The sequence below is a fragment of the Gemmatimonas sp. UBA7669 genome (assembly GCF_002483225.1).
GTDB lineage: Bacteria > Gemmatimonadota > Gemmatimonadetes > Gemmatimonadales > Gemmatimonadaceae > Gemmatimonas.
Window position 1 is genome coordinate 37,223 of record NZ_DLHL01000048.1, and the last position, 26,758, is coordinate 63,980.

The window sequence follows — 26,758 nt, forward strand, 5'->3', positions numbered from 1 at the left end:
CAACCCTCCTCATCAAACACCATCGCGCAATCTCGGCCCGTAACTTCGACGCTGGCTGACGAAGTCCCAGCGGACTACGGAGATCCAAACTATCCTGATAGTTGACAGAGTCTGGTTTAGGTTGTAGTCTCAACTATCCACTTAGTTGAGGCTGATATGGAGCAGGTGTCGCTTGGCGAGCGGGAATTGGACGTGATGACGGTGCTCTGGACGGCCGGTCCGGGCACGGTCGCTGAGGTAAAGGAGCGGCTGCCCGCCACTCTGGCCTACAACACCGTGCTCACCATCCTGCGGAATCTCGAAGCCAAGGGACTCGTGGACCACGAGGCGGAAGGGCGGTTGTTCCGATACTTCCCCGTTGTCACACAAGAGGTGGTTAAGGACAGCGCCGTCTCCAGACTGGTCGCCAAGTTCTTTGGTGGTTCGCCCGTTAGTGTGGTGGCCCATCTGCTCGAGAGCGACGGGCTTAACGCCGATGAGCTGCGGGCGTTGCACGCCCACTTGAATGGCCGCTTGGCGGAGCTGGAGAAGGACGACCGATGATTGCAGCCGTGGCGGTGTACGCCGTTGTGCTTGGACTCGTAGTGGGCGTCTTCTCGGTCCTGTTCGAGCGTGGAGTGCGCGCGTTGCAGGGACCAACCCGATTCGTATGGGCGGCTGCCATGGTGGCCATGGTGTTTCTGCCGGCGACGGCGCTTGTGCCGCGCGCACCGTCGACACCTGCGGCTCAGGCTGTGGCGACCCTCAATGCTGTGAGAGCACCCGAAGACATGGCAAACGAGATCCCTACGAAGGATAGCGGTGCGATTGCCGCCAGTTCTGCGTCAGAGAGTCTAGCCAATCGTTTGCGGGAGCGTCTCGACCGTATACGGGACAACACAGCGCCATACGACGGAGTCCTGCTGGCCATATGGGCTGTTGCTTCTGCGTTCTTCCTCGGCGTACTGCTGCATGCCATGTCCGAGGTGCGACGGATGCGAACCGGGCTTCAGTCTGCGGTGGTTGGCGGAACCGCTGTCCTGGTGTCCGAAGACATCGGCCCTTCTGCGGTAGGCGGCAATCCAGCCGCCATCGTGATGCCCCGCTGGGCCATGGCGCTTGACGAATCGCTGCGGTCTCTTGTGATCCGGCATGAACAAGAGCATTTGACCAGTCGCGACCCGACGCTCTTGACTATCGTGCTGTGCCTTCTGGTCCTGATGCCGTGGCACCCTGTGCTTTGGTGGAGCTGGCGCAGATTGCGGCTGGCCATCGAGATCGATTGTGATGCACGCGTACTGCGCTTTCAGCCGAACCCCAAGGTGTACGGGCAGCTCCTGTTGCTCGTGTCGCATCACCGGTCACGCATCCCTCGTGGCCAACGCGTCACGATGTCGCTGGCCGCCCCACTCTCCCCGTGGGCTTCACAACTCAAACAGAGGATTGACGCAATGACAACACGACCGACTCCACACAAACGTTCGATGATCGCCGCTCTGACGGCGGGAATGGTTGGTGCATGTATCTTGATCGCGGCAGTACCCACACCGCGAACCAAGGCCGTGTACAGGGCGGGCTCACCACTGGAGTATCGTTGGGTCACTCCTCAGGGAGCTGCAGACGGCGTGCTGGTGCTTCCGCGCCGCACAGAAGGCGACAGTTCGACTGTGACCGTTACCGAGCCCTTCCTGACGCTAGCCGATGTGGACTCAATCTTTGTGAGCGAGACCGATTACGGTGAGGCCGTTGCTGGTGCCGTGGTGCGCGCCGACGCGCGCGACAAGTTGCGCGCGACCACGCGGCAACGTGCTGGATCAGAGGTGGCTGTTGTGGTGGAAGGCGTCGTGATTAGTGTCGCGACGGCCACGTCGGAACTCGGCGGGCCGCTCCCAATCTGGACTGGAGCGACCGATGAGGCGCTCGCCCTTGCCGAGCGGCTGCGCGAGTCTCAGCGCAACGAGCTCGAGGTCAAACTCAATTCGCCAACTCGACGCTGACCAAACCAGGCGTCTGCTGCCGATGGTGCGCCTGCACGTCGGGAGCAGACGGAGGCGATGCCCCCACCTTCGCCCCGCGCAACGTCAGTCCGTTTTGACGAAGCTCCACCGAACGACCAGGACCGTTTTCCACGTTAACCCGGATGCGAAGGGACGGGACAATCGGGCTGCCGAACTCGCCGTTCTCCCGTGGCGAGAGTGCGAAGGGCTGCTGTCCCTCCAGTCTCGCCATGAGCCGCGCGCCGCCCTCCCAGATGTCCAGGTGGACGGTGCTGCCCCCCGGCATTTGCAGCGCATAACGCCCTGCCAGGGCTTGCCGCAAGGAAGGCTCCACCTCAGCGGCAGGTGGACGGGCACTCAAGCCCAGAACGGTCCGCGCCACGTCTCCTGCGAGCTGACTCGACAATCCTACGCCGTAGGTGTTGGCGAAGACGACGACACGAAGCGAGTCATCCGGAAACCAGAGCTGCTCGGCGCCGAACCCATAGGTATCGCCACCGTGGCTCACCACGTCGTGCCCCTCGATTGTTGAGGGGATCAGCCCCCAGCCGTAGCGCGTCGTACGTCCATTGGAAAGAGTATCCGCGCCGCGCATTTCCCAGTACCACGAGGACGACACAATCCGTCCGCTCGTGAGAGCGACTTGCCAGCGCAGAAAATCCGGGACCGACATGCACAGCGCCCCCGAGCCACCAAAGCTCCCCATGTCCAGCAGCTCGGGTTCAACAAAGCCGGCAGGCGAGTGAGTGTACCCGCGTGCGTCGTGCACACTGACCGGAGTGTTACCACAGTAGCGCCCCGACAACATGCCGAGCGGACCAAAGAAATGCGTGCGATAGTACTCGTCGAGCGTCAGACCTGATCGCTCCTGCACCACGCGGCCGAGCAGCAGGTAGCCCGTATTGCTGTATGCAGATCGCGTGCCCGAGGGGAACGCCAGCGGAAGTGCAGCCACCAGGCCGAGCACCGAGTCTGTCGGCAATGACTCCATTCGTCGTGGGAGCCACTGCGGGCTGGTATTGAATGGCACGATACCAGACGTGTGATTGAGTAGCTGCCGAATGGTGATGCCGCGCCATGTGGGGTACTGCGGCAGAATGGCGCCCACGCTGTCATCGATGGACAGTCGCTTCTGCTCCACCAGTTGCAGCACCGCCGCGGCGGTAAACTGTTTCGTTATGGATCCGAGCTGATAGGACGTACTCGGACTGGCTGCCCGATTCGCTTCACGATCGGCCATCCCATAGCCGCGCAGAACGATGGTGTCGCGCCCACGCAGTACGCCAAGCGTGAATCCCGACACCGCTTCGACCCGCAGGAAGTGTCTGGCGATGGAATCGACGCGGGCGGCAAGGCCCATGTCGGTCGGCGCTGGCGATGGCAACGACTGCTGCGACTCGGCCGGAATGGAAGGCACTGCGAGAAGCAGGAATGCCGCCACTACGCGCGTCGCGCGCTGCGAGGAATTCAGACAAAGGGTCATGTCGCTCGGGGTACCCAGCAGCGATCCAGTCGATCCATGGGACTGCGTGTCCGGTGTACAACACACAAACGCCGCCCGTGACCATCAGCAGGTCACGGGCGGCGTTCGTCATTGCATCGAATGCAAACCCACCACGGCAATGCTACCAGTCCACTCCTACCAACTGACCTGACCAATCACTCTCCCGGCAGCGGTGGCGTCCACCTCCGCCGCATTCACCAGCATCACCATGGCCCCCTCCTGCTCGCGGCCGGCGGCAAGGTCCGCCTCCAGCTCGGCCTGCAGGGTTTGCGTCGCCAGGGCATTGGCTTCATTCAGACCGGCGGCCTGCACCAGCAGCACGCCTTGCACCGGGAATTGCCCGCCTTCCCGCAGATATCCCACCAGAAACATCGGCGACGCCGACACGGCCGACGCGCCCGCGATGGTACCCGATCCACCGCCAGCAATCGACCGACCAGCTGACACCGTTGGCCCCGGCTTCGGATCGCGAAGTGGCCGTTCACTCACGTCGCCATCGGGCACCAGACAGGCCGCGCGCACGGTATACTCGCGCCCCTCGACGTACCCGCTGCCCGGTTCCGCCGACACCACATACACGCGATACGGCGCGCCCAACGGCGATTCCACGTGGGCCTTTTCGTCCAGACGAAGCACTTCGGCTTTCACCGTGGCTCCCTCAAAACAAAACGACACCACGTCCCGGGGACGCAGGTCCTGCCAGGGGTTGGAGGGCGTGGAGAGGCGCTGCATGCAAACGAGTGTCGGCTGCTGGCCGCCAGACGTGAAGCCTGGTGTCACAAAAATATGTGGTCCACAGCCGGGCGTACTGTGGACCACTTGAGGTACGTCAGGCTGGCGACGCGCCGCCGCCGTTACGGCTTGCCCGTTACGGCGCGATGGCAATGCCGCGCAGCGGCGTCGGGTTGGCCACGCCACCCACCGGGAAGGCGGCGCCCGTCAGCAGGTTGATCTGATAGAGGGTGGAGCCGCTGAAGCCGCCGCCCACGGTCAGGGTGGCGTAGGCCGAGCCGTTGTTGCCGGCAATGTCGAAGCCCACATCCGCCGTCGTGTTCACACCCAGCGGGCCGACCGTGGTCATGACGCCGTTGTTCGGATCGGCCATGGTGACCAGCACGTCGCGAGCAAAATCGATGGCATAAATGACCGTCGATGCGGCGCCGCTCACACTGTTGGTGTACGCCGTGCCGCCGATCATGGGCATCTGCAACATGCCCGCATCGCCCAGCGGATAGTTCAAGGTGCCGTCCACGACAGCCACCGTGCCATCGGTGGCCCCACCGAGACGTGGCACCAATCGCAGATTCTGCGCCGCGCTGCTGTGCACACGAATGCGATTGGGCACGGGGTTGAAATCAAAACCAAAGCTCGTGCCCGACAGCGCAGGCGTGAAGGCCGTGCTGCTCACCGCCGTGGCCGCACCGCTCAGGGTGTCGAGTGTGTAAATGCGGCTCGAACTGCCCAATGCATAGAGACGGCCGTCCACCGGACCGAAGTCGATGCCCAGCACGGTCTCACCGCTCTGCAGGCCGCTCACCGTCACGCGGCGCAGCACGATATCCGGACGGATGGCGCCAAACACGATGAGCGAGTTGGCGCCATCCACACCGTAAATGCTGCGCCCGTTGGCCGAACCGACTGGCCCCTGAGGGCCGGCGGGTCCCTGTGGTCCCGTTGGGCCTGCGGGGCCGGCCGGACCCTGGGCACCCGGCGCACCGGCCGGGCCGGTGGGGCCCACGTCGCCCTGGCAGGCGGCCAGAGACAGGCCACATCCGGTCAGCAACAAAAGCCGACGAACACTCGAGAGTCCCCGGTCGAACGCCTGGGGAACAACGATCGGTGACAATGAAAACGGCATGAGCCCTCCGTGGCCCGCACGGTAAGAAGTGCACGCGCGCTGCGGCCAACGCCGCCGGGCGCATAGAACACCTCGGCTACGCCGTACGATTGGGGCCGGATGCATCGCCGCTTGTCACTAATCACCAACAAAGTGCGTAGGATCACACAGTTGGCGCTGTTCCATTCCTATGCACGGCGTCAACTTCCCGAGGCCCCTTTTCCGGACCGACGATGGGAGTGCAGAGCGCATGATCTGGTGGTTCGTGGCCGCGCTGGCCTTTGGCGGCATCATGATCGGCATGAGCCTTTTTGGCTCGGACGTCGACGACGTGAGTGGCGACCTGGGCGCCGATGGGCATCACCATATGGGTGATGCCGGGCTGTTTGCCGTGTTTTCGCTGCGCAATCTCACCTGGGCCAGCTTCGCCTTCGGTGGCATCGGCGTCCTCGCGCAACTCACTCATCGCGGGCCCGTCACCACCTGGGCCTCGGCCCTGCTGGCCGGTTTTGGCACGCTGTTCGGTGTGCATCTGCTCTTCCGCATGCTCAAGCGCGGTGAGGCCTCCTCGGAGGCGCTCGACGCACTGGCCGTGGGCACCGTGGCGGAGCTGGTGCTGCCATTCAACGACGAGGGACTGGGCGTGATCAGTTTCCGCGCCCATGGCCAAGTGCACGAGCTGCCCGCCCGGCGGGCCAGCGATGTGCAGGACGTCCCCAGCGCTCATTTCGCCACCTGCCGCATCGGGTGGATCGAGAACGGCGTGGCCATCGTGCAACCCACGGCACCATAGCGAGCAGGCCGCCAGCGGCCTGAACGTCATGGGACCGTATCCATTCTTCCTCGGAGTGAACGCATGAACGAATTGCTCGACGGTGGGTTCGGCACGGCGCTGTTTTCGTTGGGCGGCGTGGCCTTTGTGGTGGTCATGTTGCTGTTGCTCGTGGCCACCGTGAAGCAGCTGCTCATCATCGTGCCGCCCAACATGGTGGCGGTCATTACCGGCCGGCGGCGCATGCTTACCGACGGCACCTCGGTCGGCTATCGCGTGGTTCGAGGCGGGCGCACCATCCGCATTCCCATTCTCGAACAGGCGCAGTGGATGACGCTCAATACCATTCCGCTCACCATCAGTGTGCGGAACGCCATTGCGCGTGGCGGTATCCCCATCGACGTGCAGGCGGTGGCCAACGTGAAGATCGCCTCCATGCCCGAGGAGGTGTTCAACAATGCCGTCGAACGCATCCTGGGGAGTGAAAAGCAGGTGGCGGACCTCGCGCAGGAGACCCTCGCCGCCAACCTGCGTGGCGTGCTCTCCACGCTCACGCCCGAAGAAGCCAACGAGGATCGCGTCAAGTTCGAGACGGAGCTCATGAAGGAGGTCACGCGTGACCTGCAGAAGCTCGGACTCCAGCTCGACATGCTGAAAATCCAGAACATCAGCGACGACGCGGGCTACCTGCGCGCCTACGGTCGTATCCGCACGGCCGAGGTGCTGCGTGACGCGCAGATCGCCGAGGCCCGCACCAAGGCCGAGACCGAGCGGGAGCAGGCGCGCTCCACGCAGGAGGCCGACGTGGCCCGGGCGCAGTCGCAGATGCAGGTCGCTGCAGCGCAGAACGAGCTGCGCGTGAAGCAGGCCGAGCTTGATCGCCTGGCGCAGATTGCCGAACGCACGGCGCGCGCCGCGGCCGACGAGGCCCAGGCCAAGGCCGAAAAGGCAGTGGAAGAGGCCCGCGTGGAAGTGACGCGGGTGCGTCTGCAGGTGGAGCAGGTTGAGCCGGCCCGGGCCCGTGCCGAAGCGGCGCGTGCCGAGGCCGAGGCCGCAGCCGCACCGGTCATCGCGCAAGGTGAGGCCCAGGCCAAGGCCCTGCAGGCGGTGCAGCAGCAGATCATGGCGGCTGGCGAATCCGGCCTCATGCTGCTGTATCTCCAGCAGCTCCCGGCCATGATCGAGACGCTCGCCAGCGCCGCCACCGACATCAAGATCGACCGCCTGGTCGTGCTGGATGGCGGAGACGGGCAGGGCACCGCGACCGCTACACAGCAGCGGCTCGGGGCCATGACCAAGTTGCTCGAGGCGGCCTCGGCGCAGTACGGCATCAAGCCTGATGCCTTGCTTCAGGGGCTGGCCGGCAAGCTCATGGGCTCGTCAGCAAGCGAAGACGGCAAGTGAAAAAGCAATCGGCCAACATCACCAAGATGTTGGCCGATTGGTTTTTACGTGTCAGCACTTCAACTGACATCTGAACCAAATCGCAGTCTGGTCCCTCGTGTGCCCCAACTGTTGTCCCGCGGCCCGATGCGATGCCGCTGCTCCAGCAGGGCACTCATGGCGGCCAGCGGTAGTGCATCGCCGTAGTGTCGACCCTGTTGCGCAAAGCACTGCAGCCGCGCGAGGCGACGGGCCTGCTCCGCACTCTCCACGCCCTCGGCCACGACCTCGAGTCCCAGCCCGCGAGCCAGCCGAACCATGCTGGAGACAATGGCCTGGTCGCGTGCATCGGCCAGCAATTGGGATACAAACCGGCGGTCGATCTTGATGCCGTCCACCGGCGCCTCGCGCAGGAACGTGAGCGAGGCGTGACCCACACCGAAGTCGTCCACCACCAGCCGAAGCCCCAGCGACTTGAGCGCGCGCAGGGTGCCCATGGCTGTCTCGCCGTCGATCAGCGTGCTGTTCTCGGTGAGTTCGAGGGTGAGCGCCGGAGCCGGGCAGCCGGTTTCCGACATGATCTGCGCCACGCGCCGGTCAAAGCCGTGTTCGCGCAGCTGCACGGCCGAGAGGTTGACGGCGACGCGCAGGTCATGGCTGGTGCCGAGGGCGCGCCACTGCACGATGGCGCGGCAGGCCTCACGCAGCACCTGTTCACCGATGGGCACGATGAGACCGGTGTCCTCGGCGAGGCTCAGGAAACCATGTGGTCCCTGCAGACCATGTTCGGGGTCGCGCCAGCGCAGCAGGGCTTCCACGGCAATGATGCGGTCGGCCACGACATCGTGGATGGGCTGGTAGTACACCTCCAGTTCGCCTATCTGCATGGCGTTCCGCAGGCGGGCCTCGCGCTTGTGCGTCACCGAGGCCGCGACAACGGGTGGCGGGTCGACCTCGTGCGCTGCCATGAGCGAATCGCCGGGCAGGAGGGCCGCCCGGGCGCGTCGGGTGCGGTACTTCTCGCGGTACATGTCCGAGTCGGCGGCATCCAACAGCTCCTTGGCCGTGGACCCGTCGAGTGGGGACATGGCGCTGCCCACACTCGCCTGGATCACAAGCGGGTCGCCAACGGAAGTTTCCACAGGCTCGCGAAGACGGTCGAGAATGGCCTCCTTCACAAAGGCCACGTCGCGGCGGCTGGTGACATCCGGCAGGAGCACGACAAACTCGTCACCGCCAAGGCGGGCCACCGCGTCGGAGCGGCGTACACACTCCTGCAGACGCACCGCCACGGCACGAAGCAAGGCGTCGCCCAGGGCGTGACCACGCGTGTCGTTGATGGCCTTGAAGCCGTCGAGGTCCACGAAGAGAAGGCCGGTCTTGCGCACGTAGCGGTCGCCGAAGGCCAGGGCGCGCTCGAGTTGATCCAGGAAGAGCTCGCGATTGGCCAACCCGGTGAGCGGGTCGTGGGTCGCGCGGTGCGCCGCCTCGATGCGCGCCGCTTCCAGCGCAGTGAGCTTGCGCTGGCGCTCGATGGCAAAGGCCACCGCGCGGGCCAGTGCGGCCGGCGCCGCGTCGGTCTTGTCGAGGCATTCGTGCGCGCCGGCCCGAAGGGCGCGCAGCGCGAGCGCATCGTCCAGATGCCGGCTGAACACCACCACGGGCACGCCGGGGGCCGCGCCACGCACGCCGGCCAGGCTGGCAATGCCACTGGCGTCGCTGAGTGCGAGATCGAGCAACACCGCATCGGGACGGTCCTGCAGCAACTGCCGAATGGCCTCGGCGAGCGTGTGGACCACCTGACAGGTCACATGCGCACCAAGCCGCTCGGTCAGCGCGCTGACGGAACTGCGCGCGTCGGCGGCGTCGTTGTCTACCAGCAGGACGTGCAGTCTGCTAGGATCGGACGGTGCAGCCGTGATGTGGTCAGGCACGGTGCGGTGGGCGGAGGAAGCAGGGAATCGGGCCGTCGTCTCCACGATACGCTCTGTTTCCACATTCGCCAGTCCCCCGATGAATTGTGACCACCCCGTATTTTTCATCTTTCAGCCCAGAACCGGATGTCTACCGCCACCCCCACTCCCGTTACGACCCCACTGGCTGTCGGTACCGAAGCCCCCGACTTCGCGTTGTCGTCCACCTCGGGCCAGACGGTGAGCCTGTCGAATTTCCGCGGCCAGAAGGCGGTGCTGCTCGCCTTCTTCCCGCTGGCCTTCACCAGCACCTGCACGACCGAGCTGTGTGCCTTTGGTGATGATTTCGACGCCTTCGTCGGCGCCAACGTGGAAGTGCTTCCCATTTCGGTAGATGCGGTTCCGAGTCTCAAGGAATTCCGTAACAAGTACGGGATGAAGGTCGAGCTGCTGTCGGACTTCAAGCGTGAGGCGTCGCGTGCCTTTGGTGTGCTGCGGCCGGACACCTTCTTCTCCGAGCGCGCCTACTTCCTGATCGATGCGCAGGGCATCATTCGCTGGATGCATGTCGAGGAGGCCCTGGGACAGCGCCGAGAGAATGCGGAAATTCTCGCGGCAATTCAAAACGTGATCGGTTGATTTCCACATCCCACGGACGCAGCTGTGCGTCGCGTCCGTGAGTCACGTTTCTGAACAAAGCGGGGTGTCGTGGATAAACACGACACCCCGTTCCTGTTGCTGCAACTGCCGAGAGGTAACGCGTCGATCAGGCCGTCGCGGTCTCGGTGCTGGCCTCGCTTGTCACAGCGGGCGACTGCACACTCACCGGTACACGGCGGGGCTGAGCGGGCGCCAGCTTGGCCACCCGCACGGTCAGCACGCCGAGGTCATACTCGGCCTGAATGCTCTGCAGGTCGGCGGTCTTGGGCAGGCGGAACTGCCGGACGAACTGCCCCTGCGTTGTCTCGCTGATCAGCATACGCTCACCTTCCGCCCGCTCGCGGCCGGCTCGCTCACCGCGCACCGTCAGCACGCCGTCTTCCGCCAGCACCTCAAGGCGGTCGGCGGGAATGCCGGGGACATCGAGCGCGATCGTAAAGCCCTGTTGATCCTCGCGGGCCTGTACGGCTGGCTGCCACGACGCGGCCGGGCGGCCGGCAAAGACCTCCTCGAACAGGCGATCCATTTCGCGGCGGATGGCGGTTACCGGGGCGGGAGACACAGCGGGAATGCGGTAGTAGGTCATGGGATCCTCTGATGGTTGTGGATCGTGGAGATTTGTGATTGGAGATTGGACGCCTGGGCGGCGTCGCCAATGGTCAGGAGGGGCAGGCACTGTGCCACCGTTGCTGGGTCGGATTGGCAAGCGAGGTTTTGTGTCGGCTGCCAATCAGGCGCCTGGCCTGTCGAATCGGCGGAGCGGCGAATTGCTTTGGTTCGGACTCCCGGAAATAGTGATGGATAGGGCGCAATCACTTTCGGTCAGCTTGTCCGGTCCAATACCGATGCGTAGCTTGCCATCATGCTGCTCGCCGCGACCGTTCCCCAGCTCCTGCGTCACCTCGCCGATGCCACCGAGGTCAGTGAAGGGTTGGCGCAGATGCTGGCGCAGCTCGGGCGCGACCTCGAGGCGGAACGGGTGGCGTTGGAGTTCGCCGACGGACGTACGCGGAACATTGCGTGGCGTGCCGAGGGCGCAGGTGCCAGCGTAGGTGCCAGCGCAGGTGCCAGCGCCGGTGCCAGGACAGCCGCCGGCGCAGCGGCGCTGCCGCTCGCGCAACCCCTGCAGTTGGCGGTGACCGCCGCCGGCCAGGGTTTGGCCAGCCTGCTGGTCCATCGCGAGCGGCCGTTCGACAGCGACGAGCAGACGCTGCTGCAATCGGTTGCCGACTTGTGCGCCGTGGCCCTCGCCCGCGAGGCGCATCGCCGTGATCTCGAGGCTCAGGTGTCCGATCGCATGCGCGAGGTCGCGCAGCAGCGCGCCTTCATCGAGTGCATCGTGGACTCGCTGCCGCACGGGCTGTATGTGGTAGACCGCGACTACCGCATCCACGCCTGGAACCGCAAGCGTGAGACCGGCATGCAGGGTGTCTCGCGCATTGATGCCGTGGGTCGCTCCATTTTCGAGATTCTGCACCGCCAGCCGGCCGGCCTGCTCAAGCGGGAGTTCGACGAGGTCTTTGCCAACGGCCAGTTGCAGCAATTCCAGATGGAAAGCAACGCTTTCGGCGACATGCGCACCTACCGCATTTCCAAGATCCCCATGCGGCTGGGCGGCGGCGCGGTGACGCACGTCATCACCATTGGTGAGGACATCACCGATTGGAAGGCGGCGCTCGATCGCACGGCCCAGGCCGAGAAGCTGGCAGCACTGGGGCAACTGGCAGCGGGCGTCATGCACGAGATCAACAACCCTTTGGCCACCATTGCGGCCTGCGCCGAGTCGCTGTCGCTGTCCGGGGAGCTGGGGGATGCGGCGCCGCCGTCGGGCGAGTTGCTGCGCATCATCGATCTCGAGGTGCAGCGCTGCAAGAAAATCGTGAACGGCCTGCTCGATTTCTCGCGCCCCAAGGCGGTTGGGCGGGAGCTCTTCGATCTCAATGCGGTGGTGCAGCAGGGGCTCTTCCTGTTGCAGCATCACCCGCGCTTCAAGCGCATCAAGCTGGTCACCGACCTCGAGACCAGTGTCCCGCTCCTGGTGGAAGGTGACAGCGATCAGCTGGTGCAGGTGCTTATTGCACTGGCCATGAACGCGCTCGATGCCACGCCCGAGCAGGGGCACGTCACCATTCGCACACGCGCCGACCACGATGACGCCGGGCGCCGCATGGCGCAGCTCGACGTCGAAGACGAGGGGCCGGGGGTGCCGCGTGCGCTGCAGGCCAAGGTGTTCGAACCATTCTTTACGACCAAGCCGCCGGGACAGGGGACTGGGCTGGGTCTCGCCATCTGCTATGGCATCGTTTCCGACCATGGGGGGACGCTGGCGCTGGTCTCTCCCGAGGGGCAGGGGGCCACGTTCCGTGTGTCCCTGCCGCTGCGTTCGGCCGATGCGGGGGAACTGCGTGCATGACCATGATCACACCGTCCGCAAGCACGTCATCGCCTGAACCGACCCCCGCTGCGCTGGGGTCGCCGGTGCGCGTGCTCATTGCCGAAGACGAAACACACCTCGGCACCATTCTCGAGCAGTTCCTTCTGGCGCGCGGTTTTCAGGTGAGCATCGTGCGTGATGGCCGCACCGCGCTGGAGCGTTTGCGCACCGAAGCCTTTGACGTCGCGCTGCTCGACGTGGTCATGCCGGAACTCGACGGGCTCGAGGTGCTGCGTCAGGTGCGCGAGGAGCCGCTCCCGCCGGAGATCATTGTCATTACCGGCAACGGCACCATCGAAACGGCCATCGCCGCGCTCAAGCTGGGGGCCTACGATTTTCTGTCCAAGCCCTATCGCATGGCGGAAATCGAAGTGCTGGTGCGGCGCGCCTGGGAAAAGCGCATGCTGGCGCGCGACAATGTGGTGCTGCGCTCGCAGCTCGATCGCCAGGCGCCTGCGCCGGTGTTCCTCACGCAGTTTGCGCCCCTGCTGGCCGTGCGACACATGCTCACCAAGGTGGCGGCCAGTACCTCACCCGTGCTCATCACCGGCGAGTCCGGCACCGGCAAGGACCTGGTGGCGCGGCTCCTGCACGCCGAGGGAGGCCGGCCGTCGGGGCCGTTCATTGCCATCAATTGCGCCGGCCTTGAGGAATCGCGACTCGAGCTCGAACTCTTTGGTGTGGAGAAGGGAGCCTATCCGGGCGCAGAGCAGCGCAAGCTCGGACTCTTCGAACTCGCGGCCGGCGGCACGCTCTACCTCGATAACGTCGGCGACCTCGATCTCAAGCTGCAGGGCAAGCTGCTGCGGGCGCTCGAGACCGGAAGCTTCTTCCGCGTCGGGGGCACCCAGCAGGTGGCCGTTGATGTGCGCGTGGTCGCCTCCACCACGCGCGATCTCAGTCGCATGGTGCAGGCCGAGACGTTTCGTGATGACCTGCTGCATCGCATCAACACCATTCGCATTGCGCTGCCGCCGCTACGCGATCGGGCCACCGACATCGCGCCCCTGGCTCGCCACTTCCTCGAGCTCCTCGCTCCACGCGCCGAACAGGGCCGACCGGCGCTGCGGCTCTCCGACGACGCGGTGGCCGCGCTCGAGCGCTACCGCTGGCCGGGCAACGTGCGCGAGCTGCGCAACGTGATGGAGCGGGCTGCGCTGCTGGCCACGCACGACACCGTGCAGGCCGGCGACCTGCCGCTTGGCACCGATGTGGGCGCGGCCGCGCGCCCCACGCCGGTGCAGGGGACCGCCCGTATTCCCGAGCCGGCGCCGATGGCGGCCACGATGACGACCACGATGACGAGTACGATGACGGCATCCGCGCCGAACGCCGGCGAGGTGCTTTCACTGGGCGAGCTCGAAAAGCGCCACATTCACGACGTGCTCGAACGCACCAACTGGCATCAGGGCCGCGCGGCGGACCTGCTGGGCATTTCGCCCAAGACCCTCTATCGCAAGATTCGCGAGTACGGCTTTGCGCGCCCGGGTGGGCGCAGCATCTGATCGCGTGCCTCCCACATCATGAAGATTCTCGTCATCGAGGACGATCCGACCGTCGGCGAGTTCGTGCGCCGCGGGCTCGAAGAGCAGCGCTGGCACGCGGACCTGTGCAACAACGGGCTCGAGGGTGAACGGCTGGCCTTGAGCCAGCCCTATGATCTCATCATCCTCGACATGCGGTTGCCCGGGCGCAACGGACTCGACGTGCTGCGCACCCTGCGCACGCGTGGCTTCGAGCGTCCGGTGCTGGTGCTCACCGCGCAGGACGCCGTGGACGCCAAGGTGGAAACCCTGCGTGCCGGCGCCGACGACTACGTCACCAAGCCCTTCGCCTTCGAGGAGCTGCTGGCGCGCGCCGAAGCCCTGCTGCGGCGTCCGCGTGCCATGGCCAGTCCCCAGCTCAAGGTCGGCGACCTCGAGGTGGACCTTGGGACGCGCGAGGTGCATCGGGCCGGCACGCAGATCGAGCTCACGCCCAAGGAGTTTGCGGTGCTCGAGTATCTCATGCGTCACGCCGGACGGGTCATGAGCCGCACGCTCATCACGGAGTACGCCTGGGGCTATCACTTCGATCCCGGCACCAACATCGTGGACGTGGTCATCAACCACCTGCGCAAGAAGATCGATGCGCCACACGAAAAGAAGCTCATCACCACGGTGCGTGGGGTGGGCTACATGATTCGCGCGTAAATGGCCACGCTGCGCATCGGCACGCCGTCCATCCGTGCGCAGCTCACCCTCGCGTGGACCGCCGCCATGGTGGCCACGCTGGTCGTGTTTGCCGGCACGCTGCTGGTGGTGCGCCGCCAGTTGCTGCTCGAGGAGCATGAGCTGCGCGTGCAGCGGCGTGCGGATCAGGTGGTACTGGCCATTGATGTGGCGCGTCGCACGGGAACCGAGCCCCTCTTCGCGCAGAACGACCCGCTGGCCGGTCCCAGCATCGGCCAGCGCATGAGCGCCTTCCTGTCGCTCATTGAAGGCTATGTGCTGGTGCAGGACAGCTCAGGTTACGACATCTACGCCTCGCCGTCGGTGCGCGCGCTGTCCACGTCGGACCGTGATCGGTTTTCCACGGCGGCGCGCGCCTCGCGTCCCGGGCCGGGCAGCCCGCGGGTCGCGTTGTTCAGCGATGATCTCATGCTCGCCACGCGCGATGTCCGCCTGAGCGACAAGGACCGCTATCGTGTGTACGCCGCGCTGACCACGCGCGACATCAACCTCACGCCGCCCGAACTCGTGGGGCCGATGCTCACCATCGCGCCCTTCCTGCTCATGCTCTCCGTGGGCTTTGCGTACGTCATTGCCGGTCGTGCCTTCCGGCCCATCGATCGCATCATCGATCAGGTGGAAGCCATCACCGACGGCCGCTCGCTGCATCGCCGCCTCGTCATCGGTGCGGCCGGCGAGGAACTCGCGCGCCTGTCGGTCACGCTCAACGCCTTCATCGAGCGCATTGACCTGTCGTTCGGCGCGCTGCGTCGCTTCACCGCTGATGCCAGCCACGAACTCAAGACGCCGTTGGCGGTCATGCGGGCCGACGTGGAGCGGTCCATGATGCCGACGGTAAGCGAGGAGGAGCGGGCCGTGGCGCTCGAGGAGGCGCTGCAGCAGGTCACGCGCATGGCGGATCTGGTGGACTCGCTGCTCACACTCGCGCGCGCGGACGAAGGGCGCTTCGAGGTCTATCGCGAGCCCATCGAACTCGCACCGCTGGTGCGGGAGGTTGTGGAGACCGCACGTCTGCTGGGCGAGGAGAACGAGCTGCGCATCATTGCCACCCAGCTCGACAACGCCGAGGTGCTCGGCGATGTGGTGCGGCTCCGGCAGTTGTTCCTCAATCTCGTTTCGAACGCCATCAAGTACACGCCGAAGGGCGGGGAAGTGGAGATCGCACTCGTGCGTGGCGAGGCCGAGGTGACGCTGTCCGTGCGGGACTCGGGTATCGGTATTGCCGCGGCCGACCTGCCGTATGTGTTCGAGCGCTTCTGGCGCGCGGACCGGGTGCGCTCGCGGGCCAGCGAACGTGGCGGATTCGGCCTGGGGCTCGCCATTTCGCAGTGGATTGCCCAGGCGCACAGCGGACGCCTGGAAGTCCAGTCGCGTCTGGGGCGGGGCAGCACGTTCACGCTGACGCTGCCTCTGGCCGGTTCGCCGGGATCGGGAATGACGGGCGAGTATCAGTCGGTGGTCAACCTGCGGGATGAGCCGATTGATCTCCACGGAACACTAACCTCGGATTAATCCGATCCTAATCTTTCTTCCATTGCCCGCTCATGTCCGGAACGTAGGTTCGGCCTGTCAGCTCCGGATAGCCCGTCCGGTCGCGACGTTCGTAGCCCGTACCCCGGACCAGCGAGATGTTCAACAACCTGATCGAGTCTCAGGCCAAGAAGCAGAAGCGCGCCGGCGGGTCCTTCATGTCCATCGTGGTGCACACCGCCGTCGTTGCCGCGCTCATCGCGGTTACGAAGGGCGCGGGCGCCGTGATGGAGGAAGAGAAGGTCGAGAAGGTGGAGTTCGTCGAGGTGAAGAAAGACGAACCGAAGCCGCCCGAGCCTGAGAAGGCCCCGCCGCCGCCTGACGCTGTGGCCGCCCCGCCGCCGCCGAAGGGTTTCCAGGTGCTTTCTGCGCCCATCGAAATTCCCAACGTTATCCCGGAAATCGACCTCTCCAAGAAGGTGACGGATGAGGCGGACTTCTCCGGCAAGGGTGTGGCTGGTGGTATCGCCAAGGGTGTCGAAGGTGGCAAGGGTCCCGTCATTCAGAATGCGGACCAGCCCTACTTCGACTTCCAGGTGGAAAAGCCGGTGGTCATGGCGCCTGGCTCGCAGGGTCCGGCCTATCCCGACATGCTCCGCACGGCGGGCATCGAGGGCACCGTACTCGCGCAGTTCGTCGTCGACACGACGGGTCGGGCCGAGATGAACACGTTCAAGGCCCTCAAGTCGGACAACGATTTGTTCACCAACGCCGTGAAGAATGCGCTGCAGCGCATGCGCTTCCTCCCCGCTGAAGTGGGTGGTCGCAAGGTGAAGCAGCTCGTGCAGCAGCCGTTCCAGTTCTCGCTCAACCGCTAAGCGGTTCCGTCACCAAACACACATCAGGAGATAGGCAGATGGGCATGGATATCATGGACCTTTGGCACGAGATGGGTTGGTTTGCCAAGGGTATCGTTTGGACGCTGCTGATCATGTCGGCCTACTCGACCGGTATCATCATCCAGAAGTGGTGGCAGATGCGGAAGGCGCAGGGCGAGACGCGCAAGTTCGCCCCGGAGTTCTCGCAGTTCCTCGAGGAAGACAACCTCACGGAAGCCATCAAGCTCGCCGAAGGCTACAAGAAGTCGCATGTCGCCCGCGTGCTCGGTGGCGCGCTCGGCGAAATCCGTCCGCTCATCCAGGACGGCTCGGTCACGGTGGCCGACATCAACTCGGCCGAGCGTGCCGTTGAGCGCGAGATGCTCATGACGATCGTCGACCTCAAGCGCGGCCTCGGCGTGCTCGCGACGGTTGGTGCCACGGCGCCGTTCGTCGGTCTCGTCGGTACGACGATGGGTATCGTGAACTCCTTCACGGCCATGTCCACGTCGGGCGCTGGTGGTATCTCCTCGATGGCGGCCGGTATCGCCGAAGCCCTCATCACGACGGCCATCGGTATCGGCGTCGCCATTCCCGCGGTGTGGGCGTTCAACTTCTTCCAGACGAAGATCGACAACCTCACGGCCGAGATGACGTACACGTCGAAGGAAATGATCGACTACCTCATCAAGGGTGTGTCGGGTGAGTTCGGTCGCTCGCGCTTCACGCGTGAGTTCAACACGGCCGGCCAGACGCCGATCTCGAAGTAACCAACGTCGGTCCAGCGACGCGCGCCCACATCCGGGCGCGCGGACGCCGGGCGAGAGTCAAGGAGTTACGCCATGGGTATGAGCGCAGGCGGCGGGGGCGGCGTAAAGGCCGATCCCAACGTCACGCCCATGATCGACGTGATGCTGGTGCTCCTCATCATCTTCATGATCACGATCCCGCAGATCAACGCGGGCTTCACGGCGGTTCCGCCCGAAGGGCAGAACCTCAAGCCGCATCCGGAAGAAGATGGGGACCAGGTACTCGGCATTGACGATCAGGGCCAGTACTACCTGAACAAGAAGCCCATCCGCAACGAAGATCTCGAAGCCGCGGTGCGTGAGATCTACGGCGTGGAAGGACGCGATGACTACATCATGTACGTGAAGGCCCACAAGGACCTTCAGTACCTCAAGGTCATCAACGCGATGGATGTGTTGTCGCGCGGCGGTGTGCGCGTGGCGGCCCTCATCACGGAACAGGCACCGGGTACCGAATCGCTCGTCGAGAGCGATCGTATCCGTCCGGGAGGCAACTGACCATGGGTATGTCCGCAGGTGGCGGCGGCGGCGGTCTCAATAACGAGATCAACGTGACGCCCATGATCGACGTGCTCCTGGTGCTGCTGGTGATCTTCATGATCATCGTGCCGATGAGCCGCAAGGCCATTGACACGCAGTTGCCGGATCCGAACCCGCAGCCGGCTCAGCCGAACGTGGCGCCGGATCAGATCGTTCTCGAGATCACGGCCGATGGCGAATACGCCATCAACAAGGAGCCGGTGGAAAAGGCGCAGCTCTTCAACCGCCTCAAGTCCATCTACGACCCGCGCCCCGAGAAGATCATCTTCGTCAAGGGTGACACCATGACGACGTACGCGAACGTCGTGTGGGCCATGGACCAGGCGCGCGGTGCCGGCGTCAAGGTCATCGGTGTCGCGCCCAAGTAAGGCGATCCACGCACACCATTTCGGCCCAAGTGCACGAAACACGGCACTCTGAGCCATCGAACGGTGTTTGATACGGCGGGCGAACCCATTCGGGCGCGCCCGCCGTATTACTTTGCCGTACACCGTTTCGACAGGACCTGACGCCTTCTCCCCGCTCGAACGACATGGCTTCACTTACTCCCGATCCAGGCGGCCTGCCGCTGCCGGTTGGTGGCCCACCTGGCGACGATACGCAGGCACAGGGCCGACCCCGGTATCGTCCGCCGATCGGATTGCCACTCTCCCGTCAGCGACGCGCGGCCAACTTTCTGCTTGCCGCCGTACTGCACGCGCTCATCATTCTGCTGCTCATTGTGCCCTTCACGTCCCCTGAGCTGCTGGCCACGGTGCTGGGTGCTGGTGGACCAGGGCCCGCAGGTGGTGGGGGAGGCGGCAATCGCGGCACGGGTGGACAGGTCAAGCAGGAGCGACTGCAGTTTGTACGCGTAGCGCCGGCTCCCACGCCGCCACCGGTCCAACGGCCTCCCGAGGTCAAGCCCGTCATTCCGCCGCTGGTCCCGCCGCCGCAGCCCAAGCCGGAGCCCCAGCCCACCCCGCAGCCGGCGGTCACTCAGCCGGCTGCCGCCACGTCGGGTGAGGTGAAGAGCGAAACCGTGGGCACCGGCGGCGGCTCCGGAAATGACGGCAGTTCGGGCAGTGGCCCGGGCAGTGGCGGTGGTGTGGGTTCCGGCATCGGCACGGGCCGTGGCAGTGCCGTTGGGCCGGGGACCGGCGGCGGGACGGGTTCCGTCTATCCGCCGGCTCCTACTGAGCTCTTTTTGCCGCCGCTCCCCGTGCCCAACAAGGCCAAGGGCACGATCGTGGTAGTGTTTGATGTCGATTCCACGGGCAAGGTCATAGACCTCTCATTCCCGCCCACCAAAGACGGCAATTACAATCGCAAGTTGCGCGAGGCGCTGGCCGCCATTCGCTTTCGCCCCGCGGTCAACGCGCAGGGCGTCCCCATTCGCGCCAAGACCGAGATTACCTACTCGCTGTGAGTGGTGCAGTGCGGGTACACGAGTGTAGCTTCCGCTGCGCCTACCCCTCCTCCCACCCACAGTAGACAACATGGGGCTGTTCGCTCGAAAGCCGATTGCCGCTGTCACGGACAGTGAGCACGGCATGCGCCGCACGCTTGGCGCCGGTGACCTCATCATGCTGGCCATCGGTGCTGTCATCGGTGCCGGTATCTTCTCCTCCCTGGGCACCGCCGCTGCCGGCGAGACGCTCGCTGACGGCACCATCGTGCGCTACGGCGCCGGTCCCGCGCTCGTGCTGTCCTTTGTGCTGCTTGGAGCCGTGTGCGGTCTGGCGGCGCTGTGTTATGCCGAGCTGGCCTCCATGATTCCGCAGGCCGGCAGCGCTTACGCGTATTCCTACGCCACCCTCGGTGAAGTGGTGGCCTGGATCGTGGGCTGGGCCCTCATACTCGAATACGCCGTCGGCAATGTCGCCGTGGCCATCGGTTGGGCTGGCTACTTCAATTCGCTGCTGTCGGGATTTGGCCTCGACCTGCCTGGCTGGCTCACCCATGGCTATTGGAACGTGAAGGCCAGTGGTGACCCGGCCGTTCGGCAATTGCTTGATACGGCGCCGCGCATCGGACCCATTCCGGTGCTGGTCAATCTGCCGGCCTTTGGTATCGTCGCCGCCATCACCGTGTTGCTCATGCAGGGCGCGAAGGAAAGCACGCGCGCCAACAACATCATGGTGGTGCTCAAGCTGCTGGTGCTGGCGCTCTTCGTGATCGTGGGCGCCATGCACATCGATCCGGCCAACTACAAGCCGTTCGCGCCCAACGGATTCCTCGGCATTCACCAGGGCGCGGCCATCGTCTTCTTTGCGTATATCGGCTTCGACGCCATTTCCACGGCCGCCGAGGAAACGCGCGACCCGCAGCGCAACCTGCCCATCGGAATTCTGGGTGGACTCGCGGTGTGCACGCTCATCTACGTGATTGTGGGCCTCGTGGCCACCGGCCTCGTGCCCTACGATCAGCTTCGCAGTTCCGACCCGCTGGCCAAGGCGCTGTCGCTGGCCGGTCTCGATACGGCCAGCTGGATTGTGGCCGCGGGTGCCGTGGTGTCCATGTCGGCGGTGCTGCTGGTGTTTCAGTACGGCCAGCCGCGCATCTTCTACGCCATGGCTCGTGATGGTCTGCTGCCGCCCTTTGCCGCCAAGCTCGATCCCAAGACGCGCACGCCCAAGGTCACCACACTCATCACCGGCGTGTGTGTGGCCCTTGGTGCGCTCGTGGCCGACGATGCGGCCACCTATGACCTGACCAACATTGGTACACTCGCCGCGTTCTCGGTGGTGTGCATTGGCGTACTGGTGCTGCGCATTCGGGAACCCGATCGCCCGCGGCCCTTCCGCGTACCCTTTGTCTGGGGCGTGACGCTGCTGGGCGCGGGTGCCTGTGTGTTCGTCATGCGCGGTCTGCCGTCGTCTGCCTGGGTGGCCTTTGCCGTCTGGATGGCCATCGGCCTCGCGTTCTACTTCGCCTACGGCTACCGCCACTCGGTGCTGCGTCGCCCGAAGTCCGGCGCGTCGTCCTGAGTTCTTCCGCGATACCTCCTTCCTGACATGGCTCACCTCTCCTCCGCCACCAACACGACCGCCCCCGCCAAGAAAGGCTTCCTTGGCATCGGCTTCACGGGCTGGATCGTGATCTCGATGATTGTGGGCATCCTCATCGGATGGCTCGCGCCCGACTTCGCGCCAAACCTCAAGCCCTTCGCCAACATCTTCCTGCGCATGATCAAGTCGCTGATCGTGCCGCTGCTCTTCAGCACCCTGGTGGTGGGCATCGCGGGACATGGCGACGACATGAAGAAGGTGGGCAAGCTGGCGCTGCGCTCCATCATCTACTTCGAGGTGGTGACCACACTGGCGCTGGCCATCGGCCTCATTGCCGTGAATGTGGCCAAGCCGGGTGTGGGGCTCCAGATCGCGCCGGACGCGAGCAGCGAAGAATTCCAGGCATTGGCTGGCAAGACGCCCACGTTTGCGTCGGTGCTCGAGCACACGGTGCCCCAAAGTTTCTTTGAGGCGGCGGCACAGAACGAGGTGCTGCAGATCGTGTTCTTCGCCATCATCTTCGCGGTGGCGCTGGCACGCGTGGAGGGACCGTCCAAGACGGTCATGCTCGATTGGCTGCAGTCGCTCAGCGACATCATGTTCAAGTTCGTCGGCATCGTCATGGCCTATGCGCCCATCGGTATCGGCGCGGCCATCGGTGTGACCGTGGGCAAGAGCGGTCTCGATGTCATGATCAATCTGGCCAAGCTGGTGGGCACGCTGTACGTCTCGCTCATCATCTTCGTGCTCATCGTGCTGGTGCCGACGGCGCTGATCTTCCGCATCAACCTCAAGCGCTTCTGGGCGCTGGTCAAAGAGCCCTGGCTCATCGCGTTCTCCACGGCGTCGTCGGAGGCGGCGTTCCCGCAGGCCATGCAGGCCATGGAGAAGTTCGGGGTACCGCGGCGCATCGTGTCCTTCGTGCTGCCCACCGGCTACTCGTTCAATCTCGACGGCAGCACGCTCTATCTGGCCATCGCATCCGTGTTCGTGGCCCAGGCAGCCGGCATCGATATGCCGCTGAGCCAGCAGTTGCTCATGATGCTCACGCTCATGCTCACGTCGAAGGGCGTGGCGGCCGTGCCGCGCGCCTCTCTGGTCATTCTCTCCGGCGCCTTGGCCCAGTTTGGCCTGCCGCTCGAGGGCATTGCCGTCATTCTCGGCGTCGATGCCGTGATGGACATGGCGCGCACCTCGGTCAACCTGCTGGGCAACTGCCTCGCCACGGCTGTCATGGGCCGCTGGGAGGGCGAGCTCAAGGAACCCGAGCCGGAGACGGCGGCCGCCTGATCGCAGTCGACGTAGAACGGCCTTGTCGCGGATGACGCGGATTGGGCGGCAACTACACGGATAAGAAGACGACTGAAGGGCGCGTGTTCGCAATTTTCCTCTGCGAACTCTGCGCCCTTCATTTCTCGGCGTGAGCCGTTAGCGGTCTCGCGGTGGAAACGAGTGGCCGTGCAGCAGCTTGATCGTCAACCTCTCACGCTCCCAGTTCGCGCAGACGTTTGTACAGCGTGGTGCGTGTAATGCCCAGAATGCGCGACGCCTCACTCACATTGCCATCACAGGCGCGCATCACTGCCGCCACGTGCTGGCGTTCCACCTCGGCCAGCGTGCGCAGCACCACGCCGGTCTCGCTGGGCCCTGTCGGGGTTGAGACACGCTGGGCCGGCTCGCTCCACACCTGACGCAGGGCATTCGCCGTCAGCACGTCGCTCTCGCCGCTGTGCAGCGCCGCCATGGTCAGGCAGTCCTCGAGTTCCGGCAGGTTGCCACGCCATGGCAGCGCCGCCAGCAGGTCGGCCGCTTCCTCGCTCAGGCGTTCCGGGCCGGCACCCGTGCGCGCAAACTGCTGGCGCAGCACCACGCGCGCGACGGCCGCCAGCCCGTCGCGTCCGCGCGCCCGAAGCGGCGGCACCACCAGCGGCATGGGCGCAAACAGATGCATCAGATCACGGTCGAGCTGCTGCGTGGCTTCCTCGAGCGAAAGCCGACTGCTGACCACCAGGCGGGCACGCGACGGCATGTCCGCGTTTCGCCCACCCTCGGGCGACGAACCGAAATGCCGAGCCAATCGGGCCTGCGCAGACAGTGGCAGCGACTCCACGAGATGAATGAACATCGTGCCGCGGCGCGCCAGGTGCACCAGGCCACGATCACTGTCCAGGCCGTCACCACCGCTCTCACCAAACAGCCGTGCGACCGCCTCGGCCGGCGACTTCTGCGCCGCATTGAGCCGCAGCAGCGGTTCCCATGGGCCGTCGGCGAGACGGTGCAGCATGGAGGCCGCCAACTGCTTGGCCGTGCCCGCCTCACCCAGCACCAGCAAAGGGCTGCGCTTGCGCGCGAGAATCTGGAGCAGCCGTGCAACCGGTGGCGTGAGCACCGCCTCCACCGACGGCGCATCGAGCTCTGATTGCGCCGCGGTGAGTCGGTGCTGTCGCAGCAATTGCGCGTGCGCCAGCGCCTTGTCCACCGTCAGCCGCAGCGTTTCGCGATCGTAGGGCTTGGTGAGATAGTCTTCCGCGCCCTCGCGCATCGCACGAACCGCAACCGTCACCTCGTCGTGGCCTGTGAGCATGATGACACAGGCATCGGGGTCGAGGCGACGCAATTGGGCCAGCACGGCAAAACCGTCCAATGGGCGCATGCTCACATCGAGGATGACCACGTGTGGGTCATGCGCCTGATACAACGCCGCCGCTTCCTCGGCATGCGTGGTGGTGATGACCTGATACGCCGTGTTGCGAAACGACGCCACGATGCCGGCCACGATGGCCGGATCATCGTCCACAATCAGCAGGCGGGCGTCGGTCACGCGGGCGGCCTCAAGCGACTTCCATGCCCAGCAGACGACGGGCCCGGCGCACGGCACCGCGTGCGGCATCCACCTCGTCGTTGCGAATCATGGCGCCCGGCACCGCACTCTTGAGACGCTGCTCGAGTCGCTTGCGCACCAGCGAACCACGCGAGAGCAAACCGCCGGAGAACGCCACGGGAATGGCGGCGCGCTCGTCCACGAAGCAGCGCCGCGCGAGCGTGCGCACATGCAGCGCGAGTTCTTCCACGCAGAAGCTGATGAGCGCGTTGGCCCGCAGGTCGCCGCTGGCCGCCACCTGCAGAATCACGGGCGCAAGCTGCGCAAAGGTGCCGGGCGTGGCGGCCGCCGCCCACGGAATGACGTCATCGAGCTGTTCGAGCTCGAGCGCGGTGAGAATGGCACCGGTGAGGGCCGTCTCGGGTTCGCGGCCATCCTGCGCGGCCGTGACCACACTGAGTGCCTTGCGGCCGAGCCACGCCGCGCTGCCCTCGTCTCCCACGTTGGGGCCCCAGCCGCCGCAGCGTTCGATACGACCATCGGGCGCCTTGGAGAAGGCCACGCTGCCTGTGCCGGCAATGAGCAGCACGCCTGCGGAATCGCCAAAGGCGTCGTCCATGGCAATGGTGGCATCGGCCTGTACCGACACGTCGTCGGCAATGCGTCGCTGCGCCAATGCCGACCAGAGCGCCTGCGCTGCCCGCTCCTGACCGGCGCCGGCCACACCCACGACACATACGGCCGGCCTCGTGTCCGTGCGCTCCGCCGACGCCAGCGCCTCACCGATCAACGCCTTGATGATGTCGGCTGCCGCATGTTCCTGGCCGGGACGCAGCGCCGTCGCGCCGCCTTCCACTCGCGCCAGGACAACGCCGTTGGCATCACTCAGCAGCACCCGCGTGCGGCTGCCGCCTCCATCAACCCCAACGACCAGCGGCGTCGGATCCAGTGGTCCCGCACTCATCACGCGTTCCTCGAAACAGGAGAGCCAGCCCCGTCAGCTGACGAGGGAATGAACGACATCAGCACACCCGTGGTGAATGTCAGGGTGGTGCCGATCAGCACATACCACGGCCAGGCAATGACGGTAAACGGCGCCAGGGTGGGCGCCAGCGCCGGGAACCAGCCGCTCAGTGCCTTGGCAAACACCACGAAGCTCATGGTACCGATGCCCACCACCATGCCGGTAATGGCATCACGTTGCTTCGCCCGCGGCACCAGCATGGCGAGAAAGAATGCGCCAAGCAAGCCGCCATAGGTGAACGAGGCAATCGACAGCGCGATCGTCACCACCGGTGTGCCTTCGTTCTTGTACAGCATGGCGCCGCCAAGAAGAATGGCCGCCCACAGAAGGGTGAACAGCTTGCCCACCCGCAACACGCCCGGATCTTCGGCACGCTTGCCGGTCAGCGGCAGATACAGATCGTGCAGCGACGCCGCCGCCAACGAGTTGAGCGCGCCACTCACGGTACTCATGGCCGCCGCAAGAATGGCGGCAATAACCAGGCCCGTCAGGCCGGACGGCATCACTTCCACGATGAATCGCGGGAAGATGGCGTCCGGTCGCGCAAAGGCTTCGCCCTGATAGAACGCAAAGAGCCCGATGCCGATGAACAGGAACATCGTGAACTGCGCAAACACCACGAGGCCGCTGCCCATGAGCGCCTTGCGGGCGTCGGTCAACGAGCCCGACGCCATGAGGCGCTGCACGATCAGCTGGTCGGCGCCGTGCGAGGCCATGGACAGAAAGCCACCACCAATCAGGCCAGCCCACAGCGTGTGCGGTCGATCGATGCCGGAGTAGGTGTCGAGCCACTGCAGTTTGCCCTGGCCGCGCGCGCCATTCAGGATGGCGGTCCAGCCACCTTCCACGCCCTCGCCCAGCAGCCACAGCGCCGCCACGCCACCCAGCACGTACACACCTGTCTGCACGACGTCGGTCCACACCACCGCGCGCATGCCGCCGTGGTATGTGTACAGCACCGTGAACGCGCCGAGAATCAGAATGGACAGCGGCCCCACATACTCGGGCGGCACCACCGGCCCGATGATGAGGCCAATGGGAATGGCGGTGGCGAAGACGCGCACCGAATCACCAAAGGCGCGCGTCGCCATGAACACCACCGACGCAAAACGTCGCGTGCCAAGACCGAAGCGGCGCTCGAGCAGGGCGTAGGCCGTGACCAGCTCGCCCTGGTAGTAACGCGGCAGCAGCGTGTAGGAGATCACCACGCGACCCAGGATGTAGCCGGCCGCCACCTGCAGAAACGACAGATTGCCGACGTAGGCCAAACCGGGAATCGAGATGAAGGTGAGCGCGCTCGTTTCGGTGGCCACCACCGAAAACAGAATGGCCCACCAGGGAATGCGCTGACTGGCCACGAAGTAGTCGCGCGCATCCTTCTGATCGCGGCCCAGCCAGATGCCGAGCCAGGTGGTGCCCACCAGATAGGCGATGAGCACCAGCCAGTCGAGGCCCGTGAAGCCGCCGCTCATCGCGACGCCTCCACGGAGCACACCAGCCGCGACTCAGCCCGACG

The 26,758-nt window shown here is 65.2% G+C and carries 24 protein-coding genes; 16 read left to right on the forward strand and 8 right to left on the reverse strand.

What is annotated here, in order from left to right:
* The first annotated feature begins 156 nt into the window (after positions 1 to 156).
* Positions 157 to 543 carry a BlaI/MecI/CopY family transcriptional regulator gene (locus tag B2747_RS13565; RefSeq protein ID WP_291161906.1) on the forward strand — a complete coding sequence of 129 codons (387 nt, stop codon included), beginning with the start codon at positions 157 to 159 and terminating at the stop codon, positions 541 to 543.
* Positions 540 to 1,976 carry a M56 family metallopeptidase gene (locus tag B2747_RS13570; RefSeq protein WP_291161909.1) on the forward strand — a complete coding sequence of 479 codons (1,437 nt, stop codon included), beginning with the start codon at positions 540 to 542 and terminating at the stop codon, positions 1,974 to 1,976. The genes B2747_RS13565 and B2747_RS13570 overlap by 4 nt, the downstream gene beginning before the upstream one ends.
* Here the strand turns inward: B2747_RS13570 and B2747_RS13575 are convergent.
* The 3 genes from B2747_RS13575 to B2747_RS13585 all read right to left on the reverse strand — a co-directional run bounded on the left by B2747_RS13575 (position 1,954) and on the right by B2747_RS13585 (position 5,338).
* Entirely contained in the window at positions 1,954 to 3,393 is a 1,440-nt protein-coding gene (locus tag B2747_RS13575; protein ID WP_291161911.1) for a serine hydrolase domain-containing protein, read from the reverse strand. The two genes, B2747_RS13570 and B2747_RS13575, sit on opposite strands and share 23 nt — an antisense overlap.
* A gap of 222 nt (positions 3,394 to 3,615) precedes the next feature.
* Positions 3,616 to 4,212, reverse strand: coding sequence for a hypothetical protein (locus B2747_RS13580; protein WP_291161914.1), 597 nt, complete (start codon positions 4,210 to 4,212; stop codon positions 3,616 to 3,618).
* 136 nt (positions 4,213 to 4,348) lie between these two features.
* The gene (locus B2747_RS13585; protein ID WP_291161917.1) at positions 4,349 to 5,338 is read right to left on the reverse strand and encodes a DUF4394 domain-containing protein; all 990 of its coding nucleotides are present in this window, start codon (positions 5,336 to 5,338) and stop codon (positions 4,349 to 4,351) included.
* A gap of 229 nt (positions 5,339 to 5,567) precedes the next feature.
* On the opposite strand from B2747_RS13585, the gene B2747_RS13590 reads away from it, so the two are divergent.
* Positions 5,568 to 6,110: a hypothetical protein gene (locus B2747_RS13590; RefSeq protein WP_291161919.1), complete on the forward strand. Its 543-nt coding sequence runs from the start codon at positions 5,568 to 5,570 to the stop codon at positions 6,108 to 6,110.
* 63 nt (positions 6,111 to 6,173) lie between these two features.
* Positions 6,174 to 7,493 carry a flotillin family protein gene (locus B2747_RS13595; RefSeq protein WP_291161921.1) on the forward strand — a complete coding sequence of 440 codons (1,320 nt, stop codon included), beginning with the start codon at positions 6,174 to 6,176 and terminating at the stop codon, positions 7,491 to 7,493.
* Positions 7,494 to 7,552: 59 nt separating this feature from the next.
* Here B2747_RS13595 and B2747_RS13600 read toward each other — a convergent pair whose 3' ends face one another.
* A complete protein-coding gene (locus tag B2747_RS13600; protein ID WP_291161923.1) occupies positions 7,553 to 9,406 on the reverse strand; it encodes a putative bifunctional diguanylate cyclase/phosphodiesterase in 1,854 nt (617 codons plus the stop codon).
* 126 nt (positions 9,407 to 9,532) lie between these two features.
* Between B2747_RS13600 and B2747_RS13605 the strand changes: the two genes are divergently transcribed.
* Positions 9,533 to 10,024 (forward strand): redoxin domain-containing protein, encoded by a 492-nt coding sequence (locus tag B2747_RS13605; protein WP_291161925.1) that lies wholly within the window; start codon positions 9,533 to 9,535, stop codon positions 10,022 to 10,024.
* Positions 10,025 to 10,151: 127 nt separating this feature from the next.
* Here the strand turns inward: B2747_RS13605 and B2747_RS13610 are convergent, their stop codons facing one another.
* Positions 10,152 to 10,631, reverse strand: a complete 480-nt coding sequence (locus B2747_RS13610) for an HSP20 family small heat-shock protein (RefSeq protein ID WP_291161928.1) — start codon at positions 10,629 to 10,631, stop codon at positions 10,152 to 10,154.
* 276 nt (positions 10,632 to 10,907) lie between these two features.
* Here B2747_RS13610 and B2747_RS13615 point away from each other — a divergent pair, with 276 nt between their 5' ends.
* From B2747_RS13615 to B2747_RS13665, 11 genes are all read left to right on the forward strand, one after another.
* On the forward strand, positions 10,908 to 12,458 hold the full coding sequence (locus B2747_RS13615) for a two-component system sensor histidine kinase NtrB (RefSeq protein ID WP_291161930.1): 1,551 nt from the start codon (positions 10,908 to 10,910) through the stop codon (positions 12,456 to 12,458).
* A 2-nt stretch (positions 12,459 to 12,460) separates the two neighbouring features.
* Positions 12,461 to 13,984: a sigma-54-dependent transcriptional regulator gene (locus B2747_RS13620; RefSeq protein WP_291161932.1), complete on the forward strand. Its 1,524-nt coding sequence runs from the start codon at positions 12,461 to 12,463 to the stop codon at positions 13,982 to 13,984.
* Between the two features lie 18 nt (positions 13,985 to 14,002).
* Positions 14,003 to 14,671: a response regulator transcription factor gene (locus B2747_RS13625; RefSeq protein ID WP_291161935.1), complete on the forward strand. Its 669-nt coding sequence runs from the start codon at positions 14,003 to 14,005 to the stop codon at positions 14,669 to 14,671.
* Positions 14,672 to 16,222, forward strand: coding sequence for a sensor histidine kinase (locus tag B2747_RS13630; RefSeq protein ID WP_291161938.1), 1,551 nt, complete (start codon positions 14,672 to 14,674; stop codon positions 16,220 to 16,222).
* Between the two features lie 116 nt (positions 16,223 to 16,338).
* On the forward strand, positions 16,339 to 17,058 hold the full coding sequence (locus B2747_RS13635; protein WP_291161941.1) for an energy transducer TonB: 720 nt from the start codon (positions 16,339 to 16,341) through the stop codon (positions 17,056 to 17,058).
* Between the two features lie 44 nt (positions 17,059 to 17,102).
* Positions 17,103 to 17,828, forward strand: a complete 726-nt coding sequence (locus B2747_RS13640; protein ID WP_291161944.1) for a MotA/TolQ/ExbB proton channel family protein — start codon at positions 17,103 to 17,105, stop codon at positions 17,826 to 17,828.
* 72 nt (positions 17,829 to 17,900) lie between these two features.
* Entirely contained in the window at positions 17,901 to 18,365 is a 465-nt protein-coding gene (locus tag B2747_RS13645; RefSeq protein WP_291161946.1) for a biopolymer transporter ExbD, read from the forward strand.
* Positions 18,366 to 18,367: 2 nt separating this feature from the next.
* The gene (locus tag B2747_RS13650) at positions 18,368 to 18,775 is read left to right on the forward strand and encodes a biopolymer transporter ExbD (RefSeq protein ID WP_291161948.1); all 408 of its coding nucleotides are present in this window, start codon (positions 18,368 to 18,370) and stop codon (positions 18,773 to 18,775) included.
* A gap of 164 nt (positions 18,776 to 18,939) precedes the next feature.
* Positions 18,940 to 19,815: a hypothetical protein gene (locus B2747_RS13655; RefSeq protein ID WP_291161951.1), complete on the forward strand. Its 876-nt coding sequence runs from the start codon at positions 18,940 to 18,942 to the stop codon at positions 19,813 to 19,815.
* A 124-nt stretch (positions 19,816 to 19,939) separates the two neighbouring features.
* On the forward strand, positions 19,940 to 21,376 hold the full coding sequence (locus B2747_RS13660) for an amino acid permease (protein ID WP_291161954.1): 1,437 nt from the start codon (positions 19,940 to 19,942) through the stop codon (positions 21,374 to 21,376).
* Between the two features lie 27 nt (positions 21,377 to 21,403).
* Positions 21,404 to 22,687, forward strand: a complete 1,284-nt coding sequence (locus B2747_RS13665; RefSeq protein ID WP_291161957.1) for a dicarboxylate/amino acid:cation symporter — start codon at positions 21,404 to 21,406, stop codon at positions 22,685 to 22,687.
* A gap of 193 nt (positions 22,688 to 22,880) precedes the next feature.
* On the opposite strand, the gene B2747_RS13670 is transcribed toward B2747_RS13665, so the two are convergent.
* The 3 genes from B2747_RS13670 to B2747_RS13680 are packed head-to-tail and all read right to left on the reverse strand — an operon-like array spanning position 22,881 to position 26,714.
* On the reverse strand, positions 22,881 to 24,218 hold the full coding sequence (locus B2747_RS13670; RefSeq protein WP_291161960.1) for a sigma-54-dependent transcriptional regulator: 1,338 nt from the start codon (positions 24,216 to 24,218) through the stop codon (positions 22,881 to 22,883).
* Positions 24,219 to 24,228: 10 nt separating this feature from the next.
* Positions 24,229 to 25,182 carry a BadF/BadG/BcrA/BcrD ATPase family protein gene (locus B2747_RS13675; RefSeq protein WP_291161963.1) on the reverse strand — a complete coding sequence of 318 codons (954 nt, stop codon included), beginning with the start codon at positions 25,180 to 25,182 and terminating at the stop codon, positions 24,229 to 24,231.
* Positions 25,182 to 26,714 carry a sodium:solute symporter gene (locus tag B2747_RS13680; protein WP_291161966.1) on the reverse strand — a complete coding sequence of 511 codons (1,533 nt, stop codon included), beginning with the start codon at positions 26,712 to 26,714 and terminating at the stop codon, positions 25,182 to 25,184. The genes B2747_RS13675 and B2747_RS13680 overlap by 1 nt, the downstream gene beginning before the upstream one ends.
* Positions 26,715 to 26,758: the final 44 nt, after the last annotated feature.

Bases quoted from the DNA above. Each gene is read 5' to 3' on its own strand.
- B2747_RS13565 (WP_291161906.1), top strand. From the start codon at position 157: ATGGAGCAGGTGTCGCTTGGCGAGCGGGAATTGGACGTGATGACGGTG.
- B2747_RS13570 (WP_291161909.1), top strand. From the start codon at position 540: ATGATTGCAGCCGTGGCGGTGTACGCCGTTGTGCTTGGACTCGTAGTG.
- B2747_RS13580 (WP_291161914.1), bottom strand. From the start codon at position 4,212: ATGCAGCGCCTCTCCACGCCCTCCAACCCCTGGCAGGACCTGCGTCCC.
- B2747_RS13585 (WP_291161917.1), bottom strand. From the start codon at position 5,338: ATGCCGTTTTCATTGTCACCGATCGTTGTTCCCCAGGCGTTCGACCGG.
- B2747_RS13590 (WP_291161919.1), top strand. From the start codon at position 5,568: ATGATCTGGTGGTTCGTGGCCGCGCTGGCCTTTGGCGGCATCATGATC.
- B2747_RS13595 (WP_291161921.1), top strand. From the start codon at position 6,174: ATGAACGAATTGCTCGACGGTGGGTTCGGCACGGCGCTGTTTTCGTTG.
- B2747_RS13605 (WP_291161925.1), top strand. From the start codon at position 9,533: ATGTCTACCGCCACCCCCACTCCCGTTACGACCCCACTGGCTGTCGGT.
- B2747_RS13610 (WP_291161928.1), bottom strand. From the start codon at position 10,631: ATGACCTACTACCGCATTCCCGCTGTGTCTCCCGCCCCGGTAACCGCC.
- B2747_RS13615 (WP_291161930.1), top strand. From the start codon at position 10,908: ATGCTGCTCGCCGCGACCGTTCCCCAGCTCCTGCGTCACCTCGCCGAT.
- B2747_RS13620 (WP_291161932.1), top strand. From the start codon at position 12,461: ATGATCACACCGTCCGCAAGCACGTCATCGCCTGAACCGACCCCCGCT.
- B2747_RS13625 (WP_291161935.1), top strand. From the start codon at position 14,003: ATGAAGATTCTCGTCATCGAGGACGATCCGACCGTCGGCGAGTTCGTG.
- B2747_RS13630 (WP_291161938.1), top strand. From the start codon at position 14,672: ATGGCCACGCTGCGCATCGGCACGCCGTCCATCCGTGCGCAGCTCACC.
- B2747_RS13635 (WP_291161941.1), top strand. From the start codon at position 16,339: ATGTTCAACAACCTGATCGAGTCTCAGGCCAAGAAGCAGAAGCGCGCC.
- B2747_RS13640 (WP_291161944.1), top strand. From the start codon at position 17,103: ATGGATATCATGGACCTTTGGCACGAGATGGGTTGGTTTGCCAAGGGT.
- B2747_RS13645 (WP_291161946.1), top strand. From the start codon at position 17,901: ATGGGTATGAGCGCAGGCGGCGGGGGCGGCGTAAAGGCCGATCCCAAC.
- B2747_RS13650 (WP_291161948.1), top strand. From the start codon at position 18,368: ATGGGTATGTCCGCAGGTGGCGGCGGCGGCGGTCTCAATAACGAGATC.
- B2747_RS13655 (WP_291161951.1), top strand. From the start codon at position 18,940: ATGGCTTCACTTACTCCCGATCCAGGCGGCCTGCCGCTGCCGGTTGGT.
- B2747_RS13660 (WP_291161954.1), top strand. From the start codon at position 19,940: ATGCGCCGCACGCTTGGCGCCGGTGACCTCATCATGCTGGCCATCGGT.
- B2747_RS13665 (WP_291161957.1), top strand. From the start codon at position 21,404: ATGGCTCACCTCTCCTCCGCCACCAACACGACCGCCCCCGCCAAGAAA.
- B2747_RS13675 (WP_291161963.1), bottom strand. From the start codon at position 25,182: ATGAGTGCGGGACCACTGGATCCGACGCCGCTGGTCGTTGGGGTTGAT.
- B2747_RS13680 (WP_291161966.1), bottom strand. From the start codon at position 26,714: ATGAGCGGCGGCTTCACGGGCCTCGACTGGCTGGTGCTCATCGCCTAT.